This is a genomic window from Pseudophaeobacter flagellatus (assembly GCF_021228235.1).
Lineage (GTDB): Bacteria > Pseudomonadota > Alphaproteobacteria > Rhodobacterales > Rhodobacteraceae > Pseudophaeobacter > Pseudophaeobacter flagellatus.
In genome coordinates this window covers 18,859-42,096 of record NZ_JAJQRG010000013.1, presented here as the reverse complement: position 1 = coordinate 42,096, position 23,238 = coordinate 18,859, and the positions used below count along the sequence as shown (strand labels likewise).

The following is a 23,238-nucleotide window of genomic DNA, read 5'->3' as shown; positions in this document are numbered from 1 at the left end:
CTTGCCCGGGCGCGACAAAAGTCAGGGCTCAGCGTTTGACTTGCCCGAGAATCCCTTCTAAAGACCGGGCTTCGAGATAAACACCACGGGGAGCGATTCCGCTGCCCCCTGTAGAAATTGGAGACCGGAGCGATGAAACGCACCTTTCAGCCCTCGAACCTGGTTCGTAAACGTCGCCACGGTTTTCGTGCGCGCATGGCCACCAAGGCAGGCCGCAAGATCCTTAACGCACGCCGCGCCCGTGGCCGCAAGGAGCTGAGCGCATAAGCGCGAGGCCCCAAGGATTGACAGATATGACACCGCCGAAGGCCCCAAAGGACAGCACAGCTGGCCACGGGAACCAGCCTTCGGCGGTTTCTGTTTGCCCAGCCCCCAAACAGGCCACCGAAAAAGCCCCCCCCTTGACCGTTCTGGCCAAGCGCAGCGCCTTTCTGGCCGCAGCCCGCGCCCGTCGGCAGGGCACCCAAAGCATGATGGTTCAGGGGCGCAAGCGCCGCGACGGCGAGACCCCCGAGCCCGGCTTTCGTGTTGGCTTCACCTGTTCTAAAAAGGTTGGCAATGCCGTGGCACGCAACCGCGCCAAACGACGCCTGCGCGAAGCCGCCCGCCTGGTGCTTCCGCAACAGGGTCGCGACGGCTGGGACTATGTCCTGATTGGCCGTGCCGAGGTGACCGCCAGCCGAGATTTTCAGGATCTGCAGCGCGATCTGGCTTATGCGCTGAAAAAAATCCACGGGTGATCTGTTACCGGCTGGCTCTTACCCCTATCTTGCCCCCATGACGCCGCTTGCCCATATCCTTGCCCTGCCGGTCCGCGCCTATCGGCTGCTGTTTTCACCCTGGGTGGGTTTCAACTGCCGCTATCAACCGACCTGTTCGGCCTACGCGCTGGAAGCCTATGAAAAGCATGGCGGCATCAAGGGGACCTGGCTGACGCTGCGCCGCATTGGCCGCTGCCATCCGCTTGGGGGCGACGGTTATGATCCGGTGCCAGATCAAAAGCCCACCGCGCCACCAAAGAAGTAATCGCCAGACAGTCCAGCACCCCCTGCCGGATAGGCCCCCTGTCACTGGCCTATCGCTGGGCTATTGCGACTCGCGCACCCTTTTTCCTTGGCAAAAGCTGCGCCAGGGGCTAGGGGGCCGATATGCTTGATGATGATCAAACCGAAATCCATGCGCTGTTTGCCGGCGCCCCCTCGACCACCGAGTTCAAGAAGCTGCGCAAACGCATTGTGCGCCAGGCGCGTGAAGCAATTGAACAATACGGTATGGTGGAACGCCCCGCCGATGGCAGCACCCCGCGCTGGCTGGTCTGCCTCTCGGGGGGCAAGGACAGCTATACCCTCTTGGCCGTGCTCCATGAGCTGAAGTGGCGCGGCCTGCTGCCCGTGGATCTTTTGGCCTGCAATCTGGATCAGGGGCAACCGGGCTTTCCAGCTACTGTGCTGCCCGCATTTCTGGAAAAGATGGGCGTGCCGCATCGGATTGAATATCAGGACACCTATAGCATCGTGGTCGACAAGATCCCCGAGGGGCGCACCTTCTGCGCGTTGTGCTCGCGTCTGCGGCGGGGGAATTTGTACAGGGTCGCGCGGGAAGAAGGATGCTCTGCGGTCATTTTGGGCCATCACCGGGATGATATTCTTGAGACCTTCTTCATGAATCTGTTCCACGGCGGGCGCCTGGCCACCATGCCGCCCAAGCTGCTGAACGAGGAAGGCGACCTATTTGTCTATCGCCCGCTCGCCCATGTGGCCGAAGCCGACTGCGAGAAATTTGCCCGAGCGATGGACTATCCGATCATTCCTTGCGACCTATGCGGTAGCCAGGATGGGCTGCAGCGCCAACAGGTGAAGCAGATTCTCGACCAATGGGAAGCAAACAGTCCCGGTCGCCGCCAGGTGATGTTCCGCGCCTTGACGAATGCACGTCCATCACATCTACTTGATCCTAAGCTTTTTGATTTTATCGGGTTGGAGCGCAATTCTGGCGAAGATTCTGCAGATTCAGCAGAAATACCCTTGTTGCGTTAACCCGCGAGTCAGAACCAGCCCTCTATTCTGCCGATGCACCCTGCTTTAGGCGAAAGGTCTGAACATGACAAAAGCGAATTCAGGTCTCCTTTACCGAATTCGAACAAGATTGGCTCCGGCGCTGCTTGCGCCGCCGATTCTTGCGTTCTTGCCTGCGCTTACCCTTGCAACCTTCTGGATCGGTGGCGAAGCTGCTCTACTTTGGGTTGCTCTGGGCATGCCTGTCATCTTTGCTTTTTTTGGCGGGTTTTCCGCCTATGGCCGGAATCTTGCGCCGCGCGACAGCGTGACCGGGCTGATGCTGCGCGAAGGGTTTGAGCTGGACATGGAGCGAATCGTTGAAGATTGCGCCAGAACCGAGCTGCGGTCGGCACTGTACTACATCGAAATTGACGAATTCAAAGAACTGAGCAACCGCGAGGGCCAAGAGGCCTGCGACCGGGTTATTCAAAGCTGCGGCGAACGTATCGCCAGCACCCTGCGCAACGGCGATACAGTTGCCCGAATCGGCGACAGCAAATTTGCCGTCTGCCTGACCCCGGTGCTGCAACTCGATCTGGAAACCTGCGTGCAGATGGCAGGGCGCATTCAATCCGCCGTGGAAGAGCCGATCTCACTGGATGGCACCACGGTCTATGTCTCTTGCTCTATCGGGTTTTGCCTGAACACCCGCGCGCCAAGCAAATCCTATGGCGACTGGTCAGGCGCCGCAGCGGCGGCCCTGTCCGACGCACAGCAAAACGGGCCCTCTGGGATCCGGGTCTTTTCCAACGATATGCATCAACGCAGCAAAGCCCATGGCAACCTGCGCGAGGAAGCCGCCGATGCGCTGGAAGCCGGCCATATCCAGCCCTGGTTCCAGCCTCAGCTCTGCACCGACACCGGCCGCGTTTCAGGCTTTGAGGCCCTGGCCCGTTGGATGCACCCTGTGCGCGGCCTGATCCCACCCGGCAAGTTTCTGCCCCTACTGGAAGAAACCGGCCTGATGGAACGGCTTAGCCAGGTCATGCTCTATCATTCTCTGACCGCGCTGAATGCCTGGGATGCCGCAGGACTGAAGGTGCCGGCCGTTGGCGTCAACTTTGCCACCCAAGAGCTGCGCAACCCTAACCTGGCGGAAAACATCAAGTGGGAGCTGGAGCGCTTTGATCTGCCCCCGGCGCGTCTGTCGATCGAAATTCTGGAAACCGTGATGACGGATCGGCCTGATGATGTGGTAACCCGCAATATTGCGGCGCTCAGCGATCTGGGCTGCCATATTGAGCTGGATGACTTTGGCACCGGACATGCCTCTATCTCGGCGGTGCGTCGGTTCAATATCTCCCGGATCAAGATCGACCGCTCCTTTGTGCTGCGTGCCGACCGCGACCCAGAACAGCAAAAACTGATTGCCGCGATCCTAACCATGGCCGAGCGCCTGGACCTGGAAACCCTGGCCGAGGGGGTGGAAACCGCCGGCGAACACGCACTCTTGTCGCAGCTCGGCTGTGGCCATGTGCAGGGCTTTGGCATTGGTCGTCCAATGCCCTTCGACCAGACGCTTGACTGGATCACCGCACACGAAGCCAAACTGCAAGAGGCCCCGGAAATCGGCCGCCGCACCCGCTGATCCCTGCTTTTTCCAGCGTCGGGGCGTATTGCCACCCCTGTTTTCCCCGATTCCACTTGACCTTTGGGGGTCATCTCTGTTGAACCCACCGTGTCATTCCCTACACGAGGTGGCAGTCCCAAATGGACGACCAGAACAAGAATCTTATTCTCGCAATCGCACTCAGCAGCCTCGTGCTTCTTGGGTGGATGTTTTTTTTCCCACCCCCAGAGGTCGAACCGACACCGGAGGCGCTGGCAACAGAAACTGTGCCCGCGTCCGCAGGTGACACCGCAAGCAGCCCTGGCGCTGATGCGACCGAGGCTGTCACCAGCCAGACCAGCGAAGAGGCCAGCGCCTCTGATGCACCACGGATCAAGATCGAATCTGATCGCATCACCGGCAGCATCTCGCTGCAGGGTGGTCGTATCGACGATCTGGCACTGAAAGATTACCGCGTCACCAATGATGCCCCGGAAATCGTCCAGTTTCTGTCGCCCGTCGGCGAACAGGGGGCCTATTACGCCCTCTATGGCTGGGCCCCAGGCAGCGGTCTTGCCGCTGACGATGTCCCCGGTGCCAATACCCTGTGGCGCGCCCCTGAAGGCGCCCAGCTGACGCCAGACACGCCGGTGACCCTGACCTGGGACAACGGCAAGGGCCTGACCTTCAGCCGCACCATCGCGGTGGACGATAACTATATGTTCTCTGTCAGCCAGTCGGTCAGCAATGCCTCTGGCAACAGCGTCTCGCTTGCGCCCTACGGCACCTTGGCCCGCCATGGTGAGCCGGAAGATATGAAGAACTTCTTCATCCTGCACGAAGGCCTTGTTGGCATGGCCGATGGCGAGCTGTCAGAGCTGGACTATTCCGATGTCGCCGATTTTGACATTGACCCGCGCGATGGGTCGCGCTCTGAGGTCAAGCAGGTGGAAGGCAACGGTTGGATCGGCTTTACCGATCACTACTGGATGTCAACGCTGATCCCGGAACCGGGCCAGTCCTTCCGCTCTATTGCCAAATATGACGAGCGTCGCGATATCTATCAAACCGATATCGTGCTGCCCACCGTCACCCTGGCCGATGGCGCCAGCAGCGAGGTCACCACCCAGCTGTTTTCCGGTGCCAAGGAATGGGCCACCATTCGCGCCTATGAAAAGGGCGGCATCGCCGGCTTCCTCGACAGTATCGACTGGGGCTGGTTCTTCTTCCTGACCAAACCGATCTTTGCGGTGCTGCACTGGCTGCACGGGATGATTGGCAACATGGGCTGGTCGATTATCGCGCTGACCGTGCTGATCAAGATCCTCGTCTTCCCGCTGGCTTATAAATCCTATGCCTCCATGGCGAAGATGAAAGAGCTGCAGCCAGAAATGGAGAAACTGAAAGAGCGCTCTGGCGATGACCGCCAGAAGCAGCAGAAAGAGATCATGGAGCTTTACAAGCGGGAAAAAGTGAACCCCGCTGCCGGCTGCCTGCCGATTCTGATCCAGATCCCGATCTTCTTCTCGCTCTACAAGGTGATCTTTGTCACGCTGGAACTGCGTCACGCGCCCTTCTTTGGTCCTTTCCAGGATCTGAGCGCACCGGATCCGACCTCGATCATGAACTTCTATGGCTTGCTGCCATGGGCCGGGCCGGAACCAGGCACCCTGATGGCGACTGTCTTCATCGGCATTCTGCCGCTGCTCTTGGGTATCTCGATGTTCTTGCAGCAAAAGCTGAACCCGGCACCTACGGATCCGACACAGCAAATGATCTTTGCCTGGATGCCTTGGGTCTTCATGTTCATGCTGGGGGGCTTTGCCTCGGGGCTGGTGGTATATTGGATTGCCAACAACACCATCACCTTTACCCAGCAGTATCTGATCATGCGCAGCCATGGTTACACACCGGATGTGTTTGGTAACATCAAGGCCAGCGTCAAGCGAAAGCCAAAGGCTGAGAACGAATGACGGCAACTGTAAAACAAATGTGGCGGCACCCGATCAAAGGTATCGGAGCCGAACCATTGACAGAGGTCCGCCTGGAGACAGGCGGGCCTATGCCGTTGGACCGGGCTTGGGCTGTGCTGACCGGCACGGCCGAGGATACCGGCGCATGGCAGCACTGCCGCAATTTTGCCCGCGGCTGTTTCGGCCCCGAACTAATGGCGGTTTCGGCCGAAACACAGGGGAACCAGATTACGCTGCGCCACCCAAAACAGGGTGAGATAACCCTGAACCCTGCAACAGATGGCGCAAAACTGGTCGATTGGCTGCAACCGATCTACCCGGCTGATCGGCCACAGCCACACAGCCTGATTGCGGCCCCGTCGGGCGGCATGGCCGATGCCAGTTTTTCGGCACTCTCTATCCTGTCTCTGGGCTCTCTGCGGGCGCTGGGGGAAACCCTGGGGCAGGCACTGGACCCACGCCGATTCCGTGGCAACCTGTGGATTGACGGCCCTGCACCCTTTGAGGAGTTTGACTGGGTTGGGCGCGAGTTGCGGATAGGTGAGGTGCGTCTGGAAGTGGTCGACCGCATTACCCGTTGTCGCGCGACCGAAACCAACCCGGACACAGGCCAGCGCGACGCCAACACGCTAAAGGCCCTGCGCGAACACTGGGGCCACACCGATTTTGGCATTCGTGCCAAAGTGCTGTGCGATGGTAAAATCGCCCTCACCGATACCCTGGAGGTTCTCTGATGCAGATCCCATTCTCCCTCGCCGAAGAGCCTGACCAAATCACCGCTGAAAAGGGCCGCAAACTATTTGCGGGAGAATCGGAATTTGTCAAAGGCGTCGTTGCCATGTCGGGCCTGCCCGAGGCCGACCGCATGGAGGTCTGCTTTGCCGGGCGTTCCAATGTAGGCAAATCCAGCCTGATCAACGCGCTGACCGGCACCAAGGGGCTGGCACGGGCCTCCAATACACCGGGCCGCACCCAGGAAATCAACTTCTTCACTCAGGGACCGGACCTCTACCTCGTGGATCTGCCCGGCTATGGCTACGCCAATGCGCCACTGGCGGTGGTGGAAAAGTGGCAGAAACTGCTGAAACGCTATCTCAGCGGCCGCCAGACCCTACGCCGGGCCTTTGTACTGATTGACAGCCGCCATGGCGTCAAGGATGTCGATGAAGAGATCATGAGCCTGCTAGACAGCTCTGCTGTGACCTTTCAATGCGTGATGACCAAGGCCGACAAGGTCAAGGCCAAGGACCGCGAGAAGGTGATCGAACAGGTGCGCACCGCCCTGTCCCGCCACCCGGCAGCCTATCCTGAAATCGTGCTGACCTCGTCGGAAAAAGGCGATGGCATTGCCACGCTGCGCTCTATCATCACCGGCCTTGAGTAGGTGCTGTCACGCCTGTTGCCCTATGTAATGCTGCTGGCAATCACCGCTGCCGGGTTGATCCCGGCGGGGTGGATGCCTGCGCATGCAAGTAATGGCAAGATCCTTCTGATCATCTGTACCACCGATGGCGCAGAAGAACGCTGGGTTGATCTGGGCGACGACGCACCACAGCCGCCCCCCGCTGACCAAATGGATGACCGTAGCTGTCCATTTACAGCCCTATCACCCCATATCAACCTGACCCAGAACACGCCCTTTGTGCTGGATCTGACACCCTCTCTTGGTGCCCGCTGGGTGCATGAGAGCTTTACCCACTATTCTGCCGGGTTCCACTGGCGCTATGATGCACGTGGGCCGCCTGCCCTCTCCTGAACCTTCAAAACACCAACGTTTTATCGCAGCCAATCCGGGCTACCCCCGGCGATGGCGCAGTTCAGATATGGAGAAATCCCATGGCGACCAGCCAACCGCATACTGCGGGCCAATCGCGCTCGCTCACTGAAAAATTCTACTTTGCCGCCTGGCGCTGGCATTTTTACGCCGCACTTTATGTCATCCCCTTCTTTGTGACCCTTGCCATCACCGGCCTGATGATGATGTTCATCACCCAGTTTGACGGGCGGGATGGCGAAACCATCCAGGTCACCCAGGGTGAAACAGCCCTCAGCCTTACCGAGCAATCGCAACGGGTTCTCGCCGCCCAGCCCGGCACCATCGCCGAATGGATCGGCCCCAAGGCCCCTGATCTTGCCACGGTGTTCCGGGTCAAGACCGAAGAAGGTCAACGTCTGGTAGCCCTGAACCAGTACACCGGAGAAGTGATCGAGATCTGGGACCGCCGCGCTGGCTGGTATGATTTCGCCGACAACATCCATTCGGACCTGTTGATCGGCACCGCTGGTGACCGGATGATCGAAATCGCAGCCGGGCTCGGCCTGGTGCTGATCTTCACCGGGCTTTACATCTGGTGGCCCCGCGGCGACGCCATATCCGCCTTTGTGCCGGATCTGCGTGCCCGAGGCCGCGCCCTATGGAAAAGCCTGCATGCGGTCACCGGTTTCTGGATTTCGGCCATGCTGGTGATTTTTCTCATCTCGGGCCTGTCCTGGACCGGGATCTGGGGGGAGAAGATGATGCAGGCATGGAGCACCTTTCCCGCCGAAAAATGGGACAATGTTCCCCTGTCCGATTCGATCCACGCCGATATGAACCACGGTGCCACCAATGACGTGCCCTGGGCACTGGAGCAGACCCCGATGCCCGCATCAGGATCGCAGGCAGGCATCACCGGCATTCCCGATGGCACCGCGATTAATATCGACAGTTTGGTAACGCTGGGCCGCATGCTGGGCATGGAGGGGCGCTTTCGCGTGGCATATCCCGGCGGTGACGGTGGCGTCTGGACCATCAACCGCGACAGCATGAGCAGCGATTCGGATGATCCCTTTGTCGACCGCACAATCCATATCGACCAATACACCGGCAAGATCCTCGCGGATGTGAAATATGAAGACTATTCCTGGGCCGGCAAGGCCATGGCCGTGGGCATTCCATTTCACATGGGTCTGATGGGCACCTGGAGCTTTGTTCTCAACGTGGTCGTCTGCCTGTCGGTGATCTTTGTCTCACTGTCCGGTGTGGTGCTCTGGGTCAAGCGCCGCCCTTCCGGGGCGGGGCGTCTGGCCGCACCGCCGGTGCCTGCTGAAATGCCCTTCTGGAAAGGCGCTGTTTTGATTGGTCTTTTCACTGCAATGGCTTTCCCGCTAGTCGGGGCAACGCTTTTGGCGGTGCTGGCCTTTGATCTGCTGATCCTCAGCAATATCCCAGCGATGAAACGCGCCTTCAGCTGACCAAGCTGGCTTCGCCCTCCACCTTCAACAGGGGGCGAAGCCTAAGGTCATGGGCGCCTTTTGCGTCACTTGAGGCCCCATTGACCCACAGCCCCCGCAGAGCCTAGACATCTCTGCGGGGGCTGTTTTTGGGGCAGCTTTCCTGCCCCCGTTAAACATGCTGCGCGCCATTCACCTCGATCTCGGCCCCCGAGATGTAAGAGCTTTCCTGCGAGCAGAGAAAGAAAATGGCCGCCGCCACTTCTTCGGGTTGACCCAGACGCTGCATCGGCAGTTTTTCAACGATTTTGTCTGTGCCCGGCGACAGAATCGCCGTCTCGACCTCACCCGGTGCAATAGCGTTGACCCGTACCCCGAGAGGGCCAAAGTCATGCGCCATCTCGCGGGTCAACGCCGCCAGCGCAGCCTTGGATGTGGCATAGGCCGCGCCGGCAAAGGGATGCACCCGACTGCCCGCGATAGAGGTCACATTGACCACCGATCCCTTGGCCGCCGCCAATTCATCCTTGAGCCCGCGCGCCAGCACCACCGACGAAAAGAAATTGACGTGAAAGACCTTGCCCCAGGTCATCAGGTCGGTGTCCAGGGTATTCAGACGCCCGCCGTCGGGGCCCTTGGGGGAAATGCCCGCGTTGTTGACAAGCGCATCCAGACGGCCACCCAGACGCTCTTGAATGATGCCCACCGCGTTGATGGTATCGCTTGGGTCAGATAGGTCCAGCTGGACATGGTCTTCGCGGCCACCGCCCCAGGGGCATTCCTCGGGGAAGGGGTGGCGCGAACAGGTGATCACGCGCCAGCCTTCGGCATTGAACCGGCGTACTGTGGCATGGCCGATACCGCGGCTCGCACCGGTCAGAAGCAAAGTCTTTTGGCCCATCACACACTATCCATCTATTTGACGTCTCTGCAGACCCTAACAGCGCGAGGCGGCACTGCAATCGCTATGTGGCACTTGGCAGCGACGCCGGAAGCGCGTAACACCAGATGCCAAAGGGACCCCGAGCCATGAAGAAACAAGACATGAACCGCGACTGGATTGCCACTGCCGAAACACTGTCAAGCGCCCTGCCCTATTTGCAGCGCTATGATGGTGCCATTGTTGTCATCAAGCTGGGTGGCCATGCCATGGGCAGCGACGAGGCGATGGAAACATTTGCCCGCGATATCGTGCTGATGCGCCAGGTTGGGGTCAATCCCGTCATCGTGCATGGCGGCGGGCCAATGATCAACGCCATGCTGGACAAGCTGCAAATCAAGTCCGATTTTGTCAACGGCAAGCGGGTCACCGATCAGGCCACCATGGAAGTGGTGGAAATGGTGCTCTCGGGTGTGGTCAACAAGCGTATCGTGCAGGCGATCAACGCGCAGGGCGGCCGGGCCGTGGGACTCTCTGGCAAGGACGCCAACCTGATCACCTGTGAGCAGGCAGATGCCAACCTTGGCTTTGTTGGTGCCCCAGCGGACATGGACCCGCAGGTGCTGCACGACCTGTTTGAAAAGGACATCATCCCAGTGATTGCCCCCATCGGGGCTGGCCGCGCGGGTGAGACATTCAATATCAATGGCGACACCGCCGCCGGGGCAATTGCCACATCGCTCAACGCTGACCGGCTGCTACTGCTCACCGATGTTTCTGGCGTCAAATCGGCCTCTGGCGAGGTGGTGACCGAGTTGAAGGCCGCTGACGTCGAGCGCATGATCGAGGAAGGCGTGATTGCGGGTGGCATGATCCCCAAGACAGAGACCGCGCTGGAGGCCGTGCGCGCGGGTGTACGCGCCTGTACCATCGTGGATGGTCGGGTGAAAAACGCGGTTCTGCTGGAACTCTTCACCGATCACGGCGCAGGGTCGATGATCCGCGCCTAGGCCTTGGCCGGATCCCGTCATTTTTCGCCCCAGCTTTTCCTCCGATCTGGTATCATCCCCAGGAAAGCCACGCTTTTGGGGGGACCATGACAGCACAAAATCCCGCCGAGGTCACTGTGATCGCGGCTCAACCCCGCGCCTGCGCGCCCTCGCAGGCCGCGCGATATTCTCGTGTGAAAGAGGCCGTGCAGGGACAGGGACTAGAGATCTATGGCGCCTTTCGGTCTGCGGATGCAGACAGGCCCGCTGCGGGGCTGTCACGGGGTACACTGGTTCTCTTGGGGACTGGTGGGCGATTCTGGCCGCTTTTTACCAAGTCGCGCGAATATGCAGATGGTCAGCCTGATCCGATTGATCGCTGGTCCAGCCGCGTTGTCACCGCGATCGCCAAGGATCTGGGGGCAACGGCATATTTTCCATTTGGTACGCCCCCCTATCAGCCCTTTGTCGCCTGGGCACTGGCCTCGGGCCGCGCCTTCACATCGCCGTCACAAATGCTGGTGCATGATCACTATGGTATGCTGATATCCTATCGCGGGGCTTTGCACTTTGATCAATCCTTTGACATACCCCCCCCTGTTTTGGCACAGTCTCCCTGCGCGACCTGTACATCCAAAACGTGTCTCACGTCCTGCCCCGCGCAGGCGCTGGTTGACGGCGGGCCCTATGATCTGGCGGCCTGTCACCACCACCTAGATACCCCGGCTGGTACGCCCTGCATGACCCAGGGATGCCTTGCGCGTTGTGCGTGCCCTCTTAGCCAGCGGGCCGGTAGATGCTCTGACCAAACCGCCCATCACATGAGGTATTTTAACCCGTCATGACCCGAACCCTAATTCTGACCCGCCACGCAAAATCCGCCTGGGATACAAAATCCCCCAGCGACCATGCCCGCCCTCTGAACAACCGGGGCTACAGATCGGCCGCCGCCTTGGGCGACTGGCTGCGTCTCACGGGGCAAGGCCCCGATCAAATCCTGTGCTCTTCGGCGCAGCGGAGCCGCGAAACCCAGGCTCAGCTACAACTCGACGTCCCAACCATGTTCATCGAGCGGCTCTATCATGCCAGCCCGGACATCATTTTTCAGGCGTTGCGCGAAGCCGAACACAGCCGTGTCATGCTGATCAGCCACAACCCCGGCATCGCCGCCTTTGCCCATGCCATCGTCGCCACGCCACCGGATCACAATCGCTTTGGCGACTATCCAACCGGGGCCACCATGGTGGCGCGCTTTGACATCGACAGCTGGGCAGATCTGAACTGGGGTACGGGCCGCGTGATGGATTTTGTCGTGCCCCGCGAATTGCTCAGTGAAGCGGTCGAAGCATAGCGCGACATAGCGCCGCTCCAGCGCGGGAGGCCTGTGGCGAGGCAGATCTGCACTGCCTAGGATCAAGCCTCGGGGCGAACTTTGGTTCGCCGCCGCCAAACCGCACGTCCCTTACAGGAGCCAGCCCATGATACACCGCCGTTCCGTTTTGCTCGCAGCTTTGTCCCTGCCCCTCGCCAAGCTGCCGGCCATGGCTGCTGTCGAGCCGGATATACTGGTGATGAAATCCCCCACCTGCGGCTGCTGCAGCGCCTGGGTGACCCATCTGGATGCCGCGGACCTGGGCCGGATCGAAAGCCGCAATCTCGCGGACGAACAGCTCTGGGCGATGAAGGCGCGGCTGGGGATCACCGAAGCACTCGCCTCTTGCCACACGGCGCTGCTGCTGGGTCGCTATGTGATCGAAGGTCATGTCCCTGCCAGCGATATTCGCCGCCTGATGCAAGACCAGCCAGAGGCGCTGGGGCTGACGGTTCCGGGCATGCCAATTGGATCGCCGGGTATGGAAATGCAGGATCAGAAAGAAACCTATGACACCCTGCTGATCCATGCGGATGGCACCACCTCTGTCTATGCGACACATACCTGACTGGACACAGGTTCGGGCAAAATGGAAAAGGCCGGGCAAAATGCCCGGCCTTTCTGTTTCCTATCCGTCAAAACCTTAAAGCGGCGCGCCTTTTCCCCTGCTTCAGGTTAAAGACAGAACGCTTTAATGACCCAGGATCTGGCTCAGGAACAGCTGCGTGCGTTCGCTTCTTGGATTGTTGAAGAACTCTTCCGGTTCATTCTGTTCCACAATCTGGCCCTCATCCATAAAGATCACTCGGTTCGCCACCTGACGGGCAAAGCCCATCTCGTGCGTCACGCAGAGCATGGTCATCCCCTCTTCGGCCAGCTCGATCATGGTATCGAGCACCTCTTTGATCATCTCAGGGTCCAGCGCCGATGTGGGTTCATCAAACAGCATGATCCGGGGCATCATGCACAGGCTACGCGCGATCGCCACCCGCTGCTGCTGCCCGCCCGAAAGCTGGCCGGGATATTTGTTGGCCTGATCGGGAATCTTGACCTTTTCCAGAAAATGCATTGCCCGTTCTTCGGCTTCTTTTTTGGGGGTCTTACGCACCCAAATCGGAGCAAGCGTGCAGTTTTCCAAAATAGTCAGATGTGGGAACAGGTTGAAGTGCTGGAAACACATCCCCACCTCCGAACGGATTTTGTCGATGTTCTTCAAGTCATTCGATAGCAGTGTCCCATCCACTTCGATGGATCCCTGCTGGTGTTCCTCCAGCGCATTGATGCAGCGGATCAAGGTGGACTTGCCCGAACCCGAAGGGCCACAGATCACGATCCGCTCCCCCTGGTTGACCGTCAGGTTGATGTCGCGCAGCACGTGAAACGACCCGTACCACTTGTTCATCTGATTAATGGTGATCGCGATTTCATCGGATACTTGCATTTGAGAAGTGTCAGCCATTGTCCGGCCTCCTTATCGATGACCAGTGGCGAGACGACGCTCAAGCCACTGAGAGTATTGAGAAATGCCGTAACACACGACGAAGAAGAGAGCGGCTGCAAAACCCAGAAGTTCCCAGTAGACCCCATTCCATTCCGTCGAGGCCAGAACGGGACCGCGGATCATGCCGACCAGATCGAACATCGAAATGACCGAAACCAGCGTGGTATCCTTGAACAGGCCAACAGCAACGTTGACGATACCCGGAATAGAGATCTTCAGCGCCTGTGGCAGGATGATCAGGCGCATCGCCTGTGGGTAATCCAACCCCAGACTGTCGGCCGCCTCATACTGGCCCTTGGGAAGCGCCGCGAGCCCGCCGCGGATCACCTCGGCGATATAGGCCGCCGAGAAGAGCGTGATCATGATGACCACCCGCAGGAACAGATCCACCGTCGCATCCGGCGGGAAGAAGTAGGACAGCATCACCGAGGCCACGAACAGCAGAGTGATCAGCGGTACACCGCGCACGAATTCGATAAATACAACGCAGATCCATTTGATCAGCGGCATAGAGGACTGACGCCCCAGTGCCAGGGCAATACCCAGCGGCACCGACAACGACACGCAGGTCACGCCAAGCATCATGTTAAGCATGAAGCCGCCCAGATCCCGCGAGGGCACAGCAGCCAGCATCGCCGTCTCAGAGGCGTTGTCTGGGATCAGCATCCCACCGACCTTCCAGACCACCAGCGCCGCGACAATGGCGCCAAAAAAACTGGCGGCAAAGCTGCCTTTACCCAGCTTCTGAAACACCACGGCAGCGACAGCAAATCCAAGCAGCGCGACAATCGGCACCAGGATGGAACCGCCCCAAATCAGCCAAAAGGCAAGGAAGGGGTAAATCACGGTAAAGCCCAGCAGCTTGCGCGGCAGGTCAAAGAACAAGACTGGCGCCAAGGCAAAGAACAACAAGATCAGCGCCAGATTCGGGCGCCAGTATTCTTCTTCCGGGTATTTGAAGCCATAAAGCAGCTGCGCCCAGCGTTCCGCCAAGACAGAGAAACAGGCCCCTGTTTTGCCCTGCAGCACCTCGCGGCATTCCGTCAGCGACGAGGTCGTCCAGATACCGTTCAGGATCCAAGGCAGGGTATTGCTGAGTACGTTATAGACCACAGCAATTGCGACAAGGGTCAGGATGCTATTCGGGATATTCGAGAACAGGTTCTCGCGCACCCATTTATAGACCCCGGCTTCCCGCGCAGGTGGCGGCGATTCAGGGATAACGCTGGTCGCGACAAAAGCAATCGGATTGTTGTTTTTCTTGTCACTCATGGTTCAGCGCTCCTTCAGCTTAACGGAGGCATTATAGAAGTTCATTCCCATCGAGATCAGCAACGAGGCCGTGAGGTAGAACAGCATCAGCAGCAGCACGCATTCAATCGCGCGCCCCGTCTGGTTCAGAGTGACCCCGCCCAGTGTCGCGGTGATATCTGCATATCCCACCGCAATCGCCAGCGAAGAGTTCTTGGTGATGTTCAGGAAGTTCGAAATCAGCGGCGGGATGATCACCCGCAGCGCCTGCGGCAGCACCACCAGGTTCATGACCCGACCAGGACGCAGTCCCAAGGCGGCGGCGGCCTCGAACTGGCCTTTGGAAATCGCCTGAATACCCGCACGCACGTTTTCAGCAATGAAAGCGCCTGTGTAGATTGACAGAGCGAACCACAGCGCAATCAAAGGTGCACCGATTTGAATGCCGCCGCGCAGGTTGAACCTGTTGGCGAGCGGATCTGGTGCATCCAGGCCGATTGGTTGCCCGAGAAGGAAAAAGATGAGCACCGTGGGCAAAATGAGGATTGCCAGACTTGGCCAGCCCATCGGTAACAGCTTACCGGTATCAAACAGCAGTTTCTTCGCATAGCGACGATAGGCGAACATCGCAAAAATCGAGACGAAGAAAACAGCAACGACAATCATCGAACCGTCATTCCACACTGGCGCAGGTGCATAAATGCCCCGGTTGGTAAAGGCGAAGAGACCAAATAGCAGTTCCCGCTCTGGATTCTCACCCAGATACGCCTTCGCACCTGGCATCACGGCCGTCATGATGGTGAAAATGATGATGATCCAGATCAGCACCGGAATGTTGCGAAAGATCTCAACATAAACGGCCATCAGTTTGGACACCAACCAGTTGTTGGACAACCGCAGCACCCCGGCGATCACACCAAAGATCGTGGCGGTAATACAGGCCAGGACGGCAACCAGCAGGGTGTTTAGAATCCCGACAAGGGCCGCGCTTGCATGGCTTGACTGGCTATCATATTCGATTAGACGCTGATTGATATCATAGCCCGAGCGATCTCCAAGGAAATCGTAAGAGATATTCAGGCCAGCAGCCCGCAGGTTCTGAATAAGATTGTTTCCCAGATACCAGATGGCCAGGGCAAGAACCAAGGCGGCTATCGCCTGGAAGGTCAGCGATCGATAGCGGGTATCGTTGACCAACATGGACAGTCGAAACTGTTCCTTTGGTGGGTCAGTGAGAGTTGACATGAATGAGAGATCCCCGTGGCTCATAGATCTATCCTTCGGCAGGGTTGAATCCCTGCTCGTGTCAGATCTAAAGCGTTCTTTGAGTGGATAGTGACTGTAGGAAAAAGGGCGCAGGAAGTCCCGCGCCCTTTCCTAATTGGATCTTAGCGGAAAGGAGGCGAGTACAGCAGGCCGCCTTTGGTCCACTGTGCGTTCAACCCACGCGCGAGACCGATGGGGGTGGCTTCACCGATGTTGTTGGCAAAGACTTCACCGTAGTTACCACCAGCGGCGATTGCGTTCTTGCCCCAGTCAGCCGAAAGACCAAGCATCTCACCCAGGTTACCTTCGGTGCCCAGCAGACGGTTGATTTCAGGGTTGTTGGTGCCAGCGGCCATCTCGGCAAGATTAGCAGAGGTCACACCCAGCTCTTCAGCAGAGATCAGTGCATTCAGAGTCCAGCGGACAACATCACCCCATTCGTGGTCGCCGTGACGGACCAGTGGGCCAAGAGGCTCTTTAGAGATGATTTCGGGCAGCAGCGCATGCTCATCAGGTGCCTCAAAGGTGGCACGAGTGGCCGCAAGGCCGGATGCATCGGTGGTGTAAACGTCACAGGCACCAGCCAGGTACTGCTGCTGCGCTTCTGCATTGGTTTCGATTGGAACCGGCTCGTAGCTGATGTTGTTGGACCGGAAGAAATCCGCCAGGTTCAGTTCGGTGGTGGTGCCGGTCTGGATGCAGACTGTGGCACCATCAAGTTCTTTGGCCGAGGAAACGCCCAGCTCTTTCGGGACCATAAAGCCCTGACCGTCGTAGTAGTTCACGCCGGTGAATTCAAACTTCAGGTCAACATCGCGCGAGAAAGTCCAGGTGGTGTTCCGGGCCAGCACGTCAATTTCGCCAGAGGCCAGCGCGGTGAAGCGCGTCTTGCCGGTGGTTGGCACAAATTCAACAGCGGTCGCATCGCCCAGTACAGCCGCAGCAACAGCGCGACAGACGGCAACGTCAAAGCCTTCCCATTCGCCACTCGCATTTGGGGCTGCAAAGCCGACCAGACCGGTGGTGACGCCGCAGTTCAGTTTGCCGCGGGCCTTCACGTCGTCCAGCGTGCCAGCAGCTGCTGCACCAGCAGACAGACCGGCAATGGTCAGCGCGCCCAAAATAACGGTATTTTTCATATTTACCTCTTCCTGATGTCCCACCTATTTCGGTGGTTTTTTTGCCCGGCAGGCAGGCCGCCGGATATGGTTTGAAATGGGGCAGAGCCCCTTTCGTACAGGGAGTTTGGGCGCATTCATCAACAAACGTCAAGTGTGCGATCATGAAATTCGATGTCCGCATAGCGTACTTTTGCTATTCGATACAAAATTTCACAATCACGACTCCTGCCGCAACTTGCTGTCTTTTCAACTAAAGTCGTAAAATGCTTTAGCGTGTAAAAAGGCGGTACGTTTCAATTCAGCAGTTGTTTCGGCCTCTTCATCGCGCCCCCACTGCTCTGCCTGCCAGGCTTCATCCAAACGCGAGATCCGCCAAATATCATCCGCCGTGCGCCAATCTTGCGCCGCAGCAAATCCCAGCACCAAGGAACCGGACATCGACACCAGGTCGTGAAATGCTGCCAGCTGAAAGGGGCTCAACCCGTGTACAGCATGACGCAGGCTGCGCATCGCCGCCGTATCCTGGCGGCGATGCAGCAATCCGATGCGCGTCTCTAGTCGGACGCCAAGGGCCTGTTCCGCCCAGTCCAGCGCCGGATCCCATTCTGCCGCCTGACGTTGCACCAATTCCTGAGGCGAATCGGCGCGATAGCACAGCAGATCCGAATCGCCGTATTCCGCCAACATATCCGCGACTTCGCCGTGTTGATTCGCAACCTTGTCGATCGCGGCATTGGCAGAACGGGTAAAGGGCATGGATTCTGGGTTGATCGCCTCGGACTGGGCATCCCATTCAGCGGCGATAGCCTCGGCCATGACACGACTAGGCACCATCAGTGCGGCCTTCGCCGGGGTCTTGACCACGCGGCCATCAAGCGCCACGCCAAACCCATCTTCCGCCTCGGTCACGTCAGCCTGTTTCCAGAACCGTTTCTGCGCCCAGTTGCTCATGCCTTTATGCCTTCCAAATCTGCTGCAGCAGCGGTGCCAATTGCGCAAAGCTGCTGATGACATGATCCGCACCCAGCCCGGCTGCCGGGTGATATCCCCAGTCCACGGCAATGGTGCAAACGCCAGCGGCGCGGCCCATGTCGATGTCAAAACTTGTATCCCCAATCATCACCGCCTGCTCTGGCGCAACCCCGGTTTCCGCCAGCGCCGTCAGCACCATCGACGGATGTGGTTTAGAGGGATGGTGATCCGCCACCTGCCGGGTGACAAAACAGGTCAGCCCATGCGCCTCTATCAGCGCATCCAGGCCGCGTTGCGACTTGCCGGTTGCGACCCCAAGCAGATACTCGGGGACCGCATGCAGCGCCGCCAGGGTTTCGGCCGCACCGGGAAACAACGGCGAATGGGCTGCCCCCTGCGCCAGGCGCTGGCCCATATAAGCGGATTTATAGCCCGCCACCAACTGTGCCTGCTGATCCACCGAGGCCTGCGGTGCCAGCCGGGCCATGGCCAGCGGCAGCGACAAGCCCACAATCGACAGGATATCGCCATGGCTGGGCGGTGTCAGCCCAGCCCCATCAAAGGCCAGCCGCATCGCGTCGGCAATGGCACTCTGGCTATCTGCCAGGGTGCCGTCCACATCAAACAGGATCAACCGCAGATCTGCGCTCACAGCAGCGCCTCAAAGGGATCATCTGCCGCCAGGTCTTCGCTCCAGCCGAAGGTGTCCCAGCTGTCTTTCATGTGATCCGGCAGGTCCGCGGTGACCACGATGTCCTTGCGGGTGGTCGGATGTTCAAACACCATGCGCCGCGCGTGCAGGTGCAGCTTTTTGCTTATGTCACCGCCCAGCTGTGCGCCCCAGCCATCGCCAAGGTTTTCCTGGCCCGAACCACCGTATTTGCCGTCGCCAATGATGGGATGACCAATTTCTGCCATATGCACCCGCAGCTGGTGGGTACGCCCGGTCACTGGTTCCATCGCCACCCAAGCGGCCCGACCAGCCACCCGATAGAGTGTCGCGTAAAATGTATGCGCCCGCTTCGCCCCAGGGGTGCGATCAATCTCGGACGGGTGCACCGCAATCATCTTTTCGCCCTCGCCGCTGCGGCCATGGCCCGAGGCCTTGACCAGGCCAGCCTTGATTTCCCCCAGATAGGGGGTTGGCACGCCGGCCACCAGCGCCCAGTAGATCTTGCGCGTGTTGCGATGGCGGAAGGCCGCAGTCAGCGCCTTGGCCGCCAGTCGGGTCCGGGCCAGCACCAGAATGCCCGAGGTATCCTTGTCCAGACGATGCACCAGGCGTGGCTTTTCTTCGGAATCAAAGCGCAGCGCCTCTGACAAGCCATCAACATGTTTTGTGGTGCCGCTGCCGCCCTGCACCGCCAGCCCCGCGGGCTTGTTCAGTACAATGACATCGTCATCCTTGTAGATCACGCAGTCGCGGATCATCTTGGCGTCCGCCTCGGAAACTCGGGCCACACGCGGCTCTGCCGGTTTCAAATCCGAGGCCGCCAGCGGCGGCACTCGCACCACTTGGCCCGCAGTCACCCGCGTGTTGGCCTTGACCCGACCGCCGTCCAGACGCAGTTCTCCCTTGCGGCACATCTTCTCAATGCGGCCCTGGTTCACATGCGGGAACAGACGCCGCAGCCAGCGGTCGATCCGCTGGTCGTCATCCTCTTCGGTCACCGTGATCATCTGTACGCCGCTCATGCGAACACTCCTCTTGCGAGCCATAGGCCCAAAAACAATCCGCCGACCGATAGGCCCACCGAAAGCAAAACATAGACCGCAGCCTGCCCAAAGGCACCACGCTCAATCATATTGGCACTCTCCAAAGAGAAGGCCGAAAACGTGGTGAACCCGCCCAGAAACCCGGTCATGACCAGCGGGCTTAGGTGGGTCAGCCCCCTATGCGCCGCCAGAACCACAAAGCCCCCCATCAAACAAGAGCCGATCACATTCACAGTGATAATCGCCAGCGGAAACTCCTGATGGCCGATCAAGCGTATGACGCCCAGACCTGTCAGATAGCGGAGCACCGCACCCGTAGCGCCGCCCAGGGCGACCAGAGAGAGAGTTGAAATCATCAAGGGTCTGTGGCGCGCACGCGGGTGGATGTCAAGTTTTAGCCGCTATGCAGGCTTGATCGCCGCAAGTTTTGCACGCCTATCCGTCAAATTGATGACGCAGGCTTGATCGGGCCAGCGCCTAGGAGTTTCGCTGCAGGCGCAATTTGGCAAAATAGGCACTGCGCCGTTTCAATTCCCGTTCAAATCCGCGCTCGACCGGTTGATAAAGTACCGGTCGTTTGACCCCATCGGGAAAGTAGTTCTGCCCCGAAAACCCATCCTCGGCGTCATGGTCATAGGCATAGCCATCGCCATAGCCTTGCTCGGCCATCAGTTTGGTTGGCGCATTCATGATATGCTTGGGCGGTGGGGTACTGCCGGTATCCTTGGCCAGGCGGCGGGCCGCCTTGATGCCGACATAGACCGCATTGGATTTGGGCGCGAGCGCCAGATAGACTGCGGCATTTGCCAGCGCCAGTTCGCCCTCGGGGCTGCCAAGCCGTTCATAGGTGTTCCAGGCGTTCAGGCACACCGTATTCGCCTGTGGATCCGCCAGGCCGATATCCTCGGTCGACATCATGGTCAAACGGCGGGCCAGAAACCGGGGGTCTTCCCCGCCCTCCAGCATCCGCGCCAGCCAGTAAAGGGCGGCATCCGGGTCCGATCCGCGAATGGATTTATGCAGGGCCGAGATCAGATTGTAGTGCTCATCACCGGATTTATCGTATTTGGTGGCGCGACGCATCAGCCGGGTCGCCAAGGCCTCGCGCCCCAAAGGGGCCTTCACCTGCCAGGCCGCGACCTGTTCAATCAGGTTCAACAAGGCCCGACCATCGCCATCTGCCATCTCTTGCAGGGCGTCGCGCGCCTCAGCGCTCAATGGTAGGGCGCGGCCCAGTTCCTGTTCGGCGCGCTGGGTCAGCCGTTCGAGATCGGCCAGCGACAGACGCTCCAGCACCAGTACCTGCGCCCGCGACAGCACCGCCGCGTTCAGCTCAAACGAGGGATTTTCGGTGGTGGCCCCAACCAGAAGGATGGTGCCATCCTCCATATAGGGCAGAAAACCATCCTGCTGCGCCTTGTTGAAGCGATGGATTTCGTCAACGAACAGCAGGGTGCCCTGGCCGTTCTGGCGACGGATCTTGGCCGCCTCGAACACCTTGCGCAGTTCTGGCACACCCGTGAAAATCGCCGAAATTTGAACAAAGTGCAGATCTGTTTCGCGGGCCAACAGCCGGGCAATGGTGGTTTTGCCCACCCCCGGCGGCCCCCAGAACACCAGCGAAGAGAGCGACCCGGACGACAGCATCACCCCCAGAGGGCCCTCCTCTCCCAGGATTTGTGCCTGACCGATCACCTCTCCCAAGCTCTGCGGGCGCAGCCGGTCTGCCAGAGGCCGGTTTACATCGCCTGCGGGGTTTGCCCCGCTGTCGGGTGCGCTGCCAAACAGATCAGCCACGGATCAGCGCCGCATATGCAGGCTGACCCGCTGGCCCCGCCTGTTCAAATCAAATCGCACCCGGCGCCCGGCCTCTTCCAGCAGGCGTGGCACATCCTGCGGAGCCGCGACCAAAGAGCCGTTGATTGCCAGCAAAATATCGCCCGCCTTGACCCCGGCGCGCCCGGCAAAGGGGCCCGGATCCAGCACCGCAACGCCGCTGGCCGAGAGCGGCAGTTGCAGTCGAACGATGGCAACCGGGTTGATCAGCCCAACGGTAAAGCCCGGCAGAGCACTGTTTTCATTCATCACCAGCGATTCACCGGGCGGATCATTCGGGGCGGCATACATTTCGACCTTGAGCGTCTCGCGCCTGTCACCGCGCAGTCGGGTGACTTCGGAGATGCCGTCCAATCCGGCCACAGACATGCGAAACACCATCTCAGAGGGGGAATTCACCACCTCGCCATCCACTTCGGTGATCACATCGCCAACCTCAAACCCGGCCTTGGCAAAGGGGCTCTTGGGGTGGAGTTCGGAAATCACCATGCCTTCTGGCAGGTTCATCCCCAGCGATCCTGCCAGATCCGCATCCACCGGCTGGCCTGTCATCCCGGCCCAGGGCCGCTGAAAGGCCTCGGCTCCATCATGCGCCTGTTTGACAAATTCGCGCACCAGATTGGCCGGAATAGCAAAGCCAATACCGTTGGACCCGCCAGAGCGGCTGAGAATACGTGTGTTGATGCCAATGAGATCGCCATTCACATCAATCAGCGCCCCGCCAGAATTGCCCGGATTGATCGGCGCATCAGTCTGAATGTAATAGCCAAAGCCTTCACCAGAGGCCGTGCCACTGCGCGCCAGGCCCGAGACAATACCGCTGCTGACGGTCTGGCCCACCCCAAAGGGATTACCTATCGCCAGGGCCAGTTCGCCGACCTCAACCTTGTCACTATCGCGCAGCGCCAGAAACGGCAGATCCGCCGCACCGTCCAGTTGCAGGATCGCCAGATCGCTGGCCTGATCCGCAAGAACTACCTGCGCATCATATTCGCGTTTATCCGTGGTCACGACCCGGATTTCGGTGGCCATGCCCACGACATGGTAATTCGACACCACAATGCCATCCGCCGACAGGATCACACCAGAGCCAAGCGAGCTCTCAACCCGGGGGCGTGGGTTGGTGAAGTCGCGAAAAAAATCGTCAAAAAACGGATCATTCATGAAGGGCGAACGCTGTTGGGTCTGGCGCACCACCTTTGCATAGATATTCACCACCGCCGGGGCCGCCTGTTTCACCAACGGCGCAAAGCCCAGCGAGATTTCCGCCTGGGATTGGGGCACACGCGTTTCTGCCCTGACCGAAGCCAAAGGCAGCAGCACCACAGCGGATATGAACGCAAGGGTCAGAACCTTGGAAAACGAAAGGACTGCGCGGACCATGGGACCTCCGAGAATTGTGCTCCCTCAGGATATGCGGAGCCACACCCCGGATTGCAAGCACTGAGAACATGCCGACGACGGTACATTGTCGACAGAAACGCCAGACAACGAAAAACCCCCGCCTGAAACCAGACGGGGGCCAATTCCAAACCCACTGTT

General features: G+C 59.3%; 25 protein-coding genes. 14 read left to right on the top strand and 11 right to left on the bottom strand.

All coding sequences use genetic code 11. The features are described 5' to 3' along the window. Positions 1–132: 132 nt before the first annotated feature. The 10 genes from rpmH to LRK71_RS18790 all read left to right on the top strand — a co-directional run bounded on the left by rpmH (position 133) and on the right by LRK71_RS18790 (position 8,813). Positions 133–267, top strand: a complete 135-nt coding sequence (gene rpmH / locus LRK71_RS18835) for a 50S ribosomal protein L34 (protein ID WP_027241708.1) — start codon at positions 133–135, stop codon at positions 265–267. Positions 268–293: 26 nt separating this feature from the next. Further along, positions 294–740 (top strand): ribonuclease P protein component, encoded by a 447-nt coding sequence (gene rnpA / locus LRK71_RS18830; protein WP_232405507.1) that lies wholly within the window; start codon positions 294–296, stop codon positions 738–740. 37 nt (positions 741–777) lie between these two features. Further along, positions 778–1,026, top strand: a complete 249-nt coding sequence (gene yidD / locus LRK71_RS18825; RefSeq protein WP_232405506.1) for a membrane protein insertion efficiency factor YidD — start codon at positions 778–780, stop codon at positions 1,024–1,026. Between the two features lie 122 nt (positions 1,027–1,148). Further along, a complete protein-coding gene (gene ttcA, locus LRK71_RS18820) occupies positions 1,149–2,036 on the top strand; it encodes a tRNA 2-thiocytidine(32) synthetase TtcA (RefSeq protein ID WP_232405505.1) in 888 nt (295 codons plus the stop codon). Positions 2,037–2,100: 64 nt separating this feature from the next. Then, positions 2,101–3,645, top strand: coding sequence for a putative bifunctional diguanylate cyclase/phosphodiesterase (locus LRK71_RS18815; RefSeq protein ID WP_232405504.1), 1,545 nt, complete (start codon positions 2,101–2,103; stop codon positions 3,643–3,645). Positions 3,646–3,767: 122 nt separating this feature from the next. After that, a complete protein-coding gene (gene yidC / locus LRK71_RS18810) occupies positions 3,768–5,579 on the top strand; it encodes a membrane protein insertase YidC (RefSeq protein ID WP_232405503.1) in 1,812 nt (603 codons plus the stop codon). Then, entirely contained in the window at positions 5,576–6,313 is a 738-nt protein-coding gene (locus tag LRK71_RS18805; RefSeq protein ID WP_269751811.1) for an MOSC domain-containing protein, read from the top strand. Before yidC ends, LRK71_RS18805 begins: the two co-directional genes overlap by 4 nt. Continuing rightward, positions 6,313–6,963 (top strand): ribosome biogenesis GTP-binding protein YihA/YsxC, encoded by a 651-nt coding sequence (yihA, locus tag LRK71_RS18800; protein WP_232405501.1) that lies wholly within the window; start codon positions 6,313–6,315, stop codon positions 6,961–6,963. Before LRK71_RS18805 ends, yihA begins: the two co-directional genes overlap by 1 nt. A gap of 15 nt (positions 6,964–6,978) precedes the next feature. Next, entirely contained in the window at positions 6,979–7,335 is a 357-nt protein-coding gene (locus tag LRK71_RS18795) for a DUF2946 family protein (RefSeq protein WP_232405500.1), read from the top strand. 80 nt (positions 7,336–7,415) lie between these two features. Continuing rightward, entirely contained in the window at positions 7,416–8,813 is a 1,398-nt protein-coding gene (locus LRK71_RS18790; protein ID WP_232405499.1) for a PepSY-associated TM helix domain-containing protein, read from the top strand. Between the two features lie 151 nt (positions 8,814–8,964). Here the strand turns inward: LRK71_RS18790 and LRK71_RS18785 are convergent, their stop codons facing one another. Beyond that, positions 8,965–9,693: an SDR family NAD(P)-dependent oxidoreductase gene (locus LRK71_RS18785; protein WP_232405498.1), complete on the bottom strand. Its 729-nt coding sequence runs from the start codon at positions 9,691–9,693 to the stop codon at positions 8,965–8,967. A 128-nt stretch (positions 9,694–9,821) separates the two neighbouring features. Here LRK71_RS18785 and argB point away from each other — a divergent pair, with 128 nt between their 5' ends. The 4 genes from argB (at position 9,822) to LRK71_RS18765 (ending at position 12,601) form a co-directional block, all read left to right on the top strand. Further along, entirely contained in the window at positions 9,822–10,682 is an 861-nt protein-coding gene (argB, locus tag LRK71_RS18780) for an acetylglutamate kinase (protein ID WP_232405497.1), read from the top strand. 86 nt (positions 10,683–10,768) lie between these two features. Continuing rightward, entirely contained in the window at positions 10,769–11,506 is a 738-nt protein-coding gene (locus LRK71_RS18775) for a ferredoxin (RefSeq protein ID WP_232405496.1), read from the top strand. Continuing rightward, on the top strand, positions 11,503–12,012 hold the full coding sequence (locus tag LRK71_RS18770) for a SixA phosphatase family protein (protein ID WP_232405495.1): 510 nt from the start codon (positions 11,503–11,505) through the stop codon (positions 12,010–12,012). The genes LRK71_RS18775 and LRK71_RS18770 overlap by 4 nt, the downstream gene beginning before the upstream one ends. Before the next feature lie 130 nt (positions 12,013–12,142). Continuing rightward, the gene (locus LRK71_RS18765) at positions 12,143–12,601 is read left to right on the top strand and encodes a DUF411 domain-containing protein (protein ID WP_232405547.1); all 459 of its coding nucleotides are present in this window, start codon (positions 12,143–12,145) and stop codon (positions 12,599–12,601) included. 123 nt (positions 12,602–12,724) lie between these two features. Here LRK71_RS18765 and LRK71_RS18760 read toward each other — a convergent pair whose 3' ends face one another. From LRK71_RS18760 to LRK71_RS18715, 10 genes are all read right to left on the bottom strand, one after another. Next, on the bottom strand, positions 12,725–13,474 hold the full coding sequence (locus tag LRK71_RS18760) for an amino acid ABC transporter ATP-binding protein (RefSeq protein ID WP_408636022.1): 750 nt from the start codon (positions 13,472–13,474) through the stop codon (positions 12,725–12,727). A gap of 30 nt (positions 13,475–13,504) precedes the next feature. Beyond that, a complete protein-coding gene (locus tag LRK71_RS18755; protein WP_232405493.1) occupies positions 13,505–14,806 on the bottom strand; it encodes an amino acid ABC transporter permease in 1,302 nt (433 codons plus the stop codon). A gap of 3 nt (positions 14,807–14,809) precedes the next feature. Beyond that, positions 14,810–16,030 (bottom strand): amino acid ABC transporter permease, encoded by a 1,221-nt coding sequence (locus LRK71_RS18750; RefSeq protein WP_232405492.1) that lies wholly within the window; start codon positions 16,028–16,030, stop codon positions 14,810–14,812. A gap of 143 nt (positions 16,031–16,173) precedes the next feature. Beyond that, positions 16,174–17,190 carry an amino acid ABC transporter substrate-binding protein gene (locus LRK71_RS18745; RefSeq protein ID WP_232405491.1) on the bottom strand — a complete coding sequence of 339 codons (1,017 nt, stop codon included), beginning with the start codon at positions 17,188–17,190 and terminating at the stop codon, positions 16,174–16,176. Positions 17,191–17,418: 228 nt separating this feature from the next. Then, positions 17,419–18,123 (bottom strand): ATP12 family chaperone protein, encoded by a 705-nt coding sequence (locus LRK71_RS18740; protein ID WP_232405490.1) that lies wholly within the window; start codon positions 18,121–18,123, stop codon positions 17,419–17,421. 4 nt (positions 18,124–18,127) lie between these two features. Then, positions 18,128–18,796: an HAD-IA family hydrolase gene (locus LRK71_RS18735; RefSeq protein WP_232405489.1), complete on the bottom strand. Its 669-nt coding sequence runs from the start codon at positions 18,794–18,796 to the stop codon at positions 18,128–18,130. Then, on the bottom strand, positions 18,793–19,839 hold the full coding sequence (locus tag LRK71_RS18730; protein WP_232405488.1) for an RluA family pseudouridine synthase: 1,047 nt from the start codon (positions 19,837–19,839) through the stop codon (positions 18,793–18,795). Before LRK71_RS18730 ends, LRK71_RS18735 begins: the two co-directional genes overlap by 4 nt. Then, complete coding sequence (gene crcB, locus LRK71_RS18725; RefSeq protein WP_232405487.1) at positions 19,836–20,216, bottom strand: fluoride efflux transporter CrcB; 381 nt, start codon at positions 20,214–20,216, stop codon at positions 19,836–19,838. The genes LRK71_RS18730 and crcB overlap by 4 nt, the downstream gene beginning before the upstream one ends. 121 nt (positions 20,217–20,337) lie before the next feature. Further along, positions 20,338–21,657, bottom strand: a complete 1,320-nt coding sequence (locus tag LRK71_RS18720; protein WP_232405486.1) for a replication-associated recombination protein A — start codon at positions 21,655–21,657, stop codon at positions 20,338–20,340. A gap of 3 nt (positions 21,658–21,660) precedes the next feature. Continuing rightward, positions 21,661–23,079 carry a trypsin-like peptidase domain-containing protein gene (locus LRK71_RS18715; protein ID WP_232405485.1) on the bottom strand — a complete coding sequence of 473 codons (1,419 nt, stop codon included), beginning with the start codon at positions 23,077–23,079 and terminating at the stop codon, positions 21,661–21,663. Between the last annotated feature and the right edge of the window lie 159 nt (positions 23,080–23,238).

Bases quoted from the DNA above. Each gene is read 5' to 3' on its own strand.
- rpmH (WP_027241708.1), top strand. From the start codon at position 133: ATGAAACGCACCTTTCAGCCCTCGAACCTGGTTCGTAAACGTCGCCAC.
- rnpA (WP_232405507.1), top strand. From the start codon at position 294: ATGACACCGCCGAAGGCCCCAAAGGACAGCACAGCTGGCCACGGGAAC.
- yidD (WP_232405506.1), top strand. From the start codon at position 778: ATGACGCCGCTTGCCCATATCCTTGCCCTGCCGGTCCGCGCCTATCGG.
- ttcA (WP_232405505.1), top strand. From the start codon at position 1,149: ATGCTTGATGATGATCAAACCGAAATCCATGCGCTGTTTGCCGGCGCC.
- LRK71_RS18815 (WP_232405504.1), top strand. From the start codon at position 2,101: ATGACAAAAGCGAATTCAGGTCTCCTTTACCGAATTCGAACAAGATTG.
- yidC (WP_232405503.1), top strand. From the start codon at position 3,768: ATGGACGACCAGAACAAGAATCTTATTCTCGCAATCGCACTCAGCAGC.
- LRK71_RS18805 (WP_269751811.1), top strand. From the start codon at position 5,576: ATGACGGCAACTGTAAAACAAATGTGGCGGCACCCGATCAAAGGTATC.
- yihA (WP_232405501.1), top strand. From the start codon at position 6,313: ATGCAGATCCCATTCTCCCTCGCCGAAGAGCCTGACCAAATCACCGCT.
- LRK71_RS18790 (WP_232405499.1), top strand. From the start codon at position 7,416: ATGGCGACCAGCCAACCGCATACTGCGGGCCAATCGCGCTCGCTCACT.
- LRK71_RS18785 (WP_232405498.1), bottom strand. From the start codon at position 9,693: ATGGGCCAAAAGACTTTGCTTCTGACCGGTGCGAGCCGCGGTATCGGC.
- argB (WP_232405497.1), top strand. From the start codon at position 9,822: ATGAAGAAACAAGACATGAACCGCGACTGGATTGCCACTGCCGAAACA.
- LRK71_RS18775 (WP_232405496.1), top strand. From the start codon at position 10,769: ATGACAGCACAAAATCCCGCCGAGGTCACTGTGATCGCGGCTCAACCC.
- LRK71_RS18770 (WP_232405495.1), top strand. From the start codon at position 11,503: ATGACCCGAACCCTAATTCTGACCCGCCACGCAAAATCCGCCTGGGAT.
- LRK71_RS18760 (WP_408636022.1), bottom strand. From the start codon at position 13,474: ATGCAAGTATCCGATGAAATCGCGATCACCATTAATCAGATGAACAAG.
- LRK71_RS18755 (WP_232405493.1), bottom strand. From the start codon at position 14,806: ATGAGTGACAAGAAAAACAACAATCCGATTGCTTTTGTCGCGACCAGC.
- LRK71_RS18750 (WP_232405492.1), bottom strand. From the start codon at position 16,030: ATGTCAACTCTCACTGACCCACCAAAGGAACAGTTTCGACTGTCCATG.
- LRK71_RS18745 (WP_232405491.1), bottom strand. From the start codon at position 17,190: ATGAAAAATACCGTTATTTTGGGCGCGCTGACCATTGCCGGTCTGTCT.
- LRK71_RS18740 (WP_232405490.1), bottom strand. From the start codon at position 18,123: ATGAGCAACTGGGCGCAGAAACGGTTCTGGAAACAGGCTGACGTGACC.
- LRK71_RS18730 (WP_232405488.1), bottom strand. From the start codon at position 19,839: ATGAGCGGCGTACAGATGATCACGGTGACCGAAGAGGATGACGACCAG.
- crcB (WP_232405487.1), bottom strand. From the start codon at position 20,216: ATGATTTCAACTCTCTCTCTGGTCGCCCTGGGCGGCGCTACGGGTGCG.
- LRK71_RS18715 (WP_232405485.1), bottom strand. From the start codon at position 23,079: ATGGTCCGCGCAGTCCTTTCGTTTTCCAAGGTTCTGACCCTTGCGTTC.